This is a genomic window from Halomonas urmiana (genome assembly GCF_005780185.1).
Taxonomy (GTDB): domain Bacteria; phylum Pseudomonadota; class Gammaproteobacteria; order Pseudomonadales; family Halomonadaceae; genus Halomonas; species Halomonas urmiana.
In genome coordinates this window covers 1-1,683 of record NZ_VBUI01000065.1, presented here as the reverse complement: position 1 = coordinate 1,683, position 1,683 = coordinate 1, and the positions used below count along the sequence as shown (strand labels likewise).

Annotated in this window: 1 protein-coding gene; it reads left to right on the top strand. The window is 63.2% G+C overall.

All coding sequences use genetic code 11. The features are described from left to right. The first annotated feature begins 78 nt into the window (after positions 1-78). Positions 79-1,646 (top strand): IS3 family transposase gene (locus FEI13_RS18755; protein WP_240036580.1). Its coding sequence is split into 2 segments (ribosomal slippage): positions 79-544 and positions 544-1,646, totalling 1,569 coding nucleotides; the frame shifts between segments, so codons are not numbered across the junction. Positions 1,647-1,683 lie beyond the last annotated feature (37 nt).

The window sequence follows — 1,683 nt, the reverse complement described above, 5'->3', positions numbered from 1 at the left end:
CCCCCAATGTCAGGATGAGTGTCGTGCCCTCTGATACCCTGTTCTTATAAACCGATCAGGGGGCGAAAGGAGACGCTCATGCCTCGCTACTCCGAGGAACGCCGACAAGCCGTGGTGGCCAAGCTGCTGCCACCCCATAACCTGACCGCCCAGGAGGTGGCGGATCAGGAAGGTATCTCGGTCGCCACCATCTACAAGTGGCGCAAGGAGGCCCGTGCCGAAGGGCGTTGCCTGCCCGATGCTTCTGACCAAGGGACCGAAGGTTGGTCTTCTCGGGATAAGTTCGCTGCCGTGGTCGAGACTGCGGCCATGAATGCCGAGGAAGTCGCCGAGTATTGCCGACGCCGTGGCCTGTATCCCGAACAGCTCCAGCGGTGGCGCCATGATTGCGAGCAGGCCGCCAGCCTCTCCCATGACGAGCGCCGGCGGGAGGCTGACGCGCTCAAGGAGCAGCGCAAACGCAATCGTGAGCTGGAACGGGAACTCAAGCGCAAGAACGCGGCATTGGCTGAAACCGCAGCGCTGCTGACCCTTTCAAAAAAGGCGAAGGCGATCTGGGGGGACGAGGACGAATGATCAGCACCCCGGATCGCCGTCATGCTGTCGAGCTGATCAATGAGGCGCGCAACGCTGGTGCCCGTCTCGAGCCCGCCTGCGAGGTTCTGGGCATCACGCCCCGGACCCATCAGCGCTGGACCCGTGATGGCGAACTCCGGGAGGATCAGCGCCCTTTTGCCGAGCGGCCGGTGCCCACCAATGCCCTGACGGCGGCTGAGGAGCAGGAGATCCTTGATGTGTGCCACCGGCCGGAATTCGCCAACCTGCCACCTGACCAGATCGTCGTGCGGTTGCTGGACGAGGAAAGCCGCTATATCGCCTCGGTATCGACGTTCTACCGGGTATTGCGACGGCATCACGAAGTCGTCCATCGCGGGCGTGCCAAAGCGCCGAGGCACCACGCCAGGCCCACGACCTACCACGCGACCGGTCCCAATCAGACCTGGTCTTGGGATTGCACCTGGCTCGGTGGGCCGATCAAGGGTGAGCATTACTACCTGGTGATGATCCTCGATATCTTCAGCCGCAAGATCGTTGGCTGGGAGGTCTTCCTGGCCGAGTCAGCGCTCAACTCGCGCACCGTCATCGAGCGGGCCGTGCTGGCCGAGAAGGTGGTCAACCAGCCGCTGGTGCTGCATGCCGACAACGGCAGCCCGTTCAAGGGCGCCACGCTGCTGGAGAAGCTGCACGACCTCAACATCACGCCGTCCTACAGCCGGCCACGGGTCAGTAACGACAACCCCTACTCCGAGGCGGCGTTCCGTACCTGCAAGTACCGGCCGGATTACCCGGTGGACGGTTTTGCCAGCGTCGCTGAGGCACGGCAATGGGTGCATGGCTTCGTCCACTGGTACAACCATGAGCACCGCCACAGCGGCATTCGCTTCGTGACACCGGGCGAGCGCCATGCGGGCAAGGATCAGGTCATCCTGACGCGGCGTCACGCACTGAACCTGGCGGCCCGCAAGGCCAACCCAGCGCGCTGGAGCGGCAAGACCCGCAACTGGACGCCCATCGAAACCGTTTCCCTCAATCCGGAGCGGGAACCCGAAGTCACGCTGGTTGAACCAGAAAAACAGGCGGCGTGACAATGATCAGACACGACAGCTTGCTTGACATCTACCG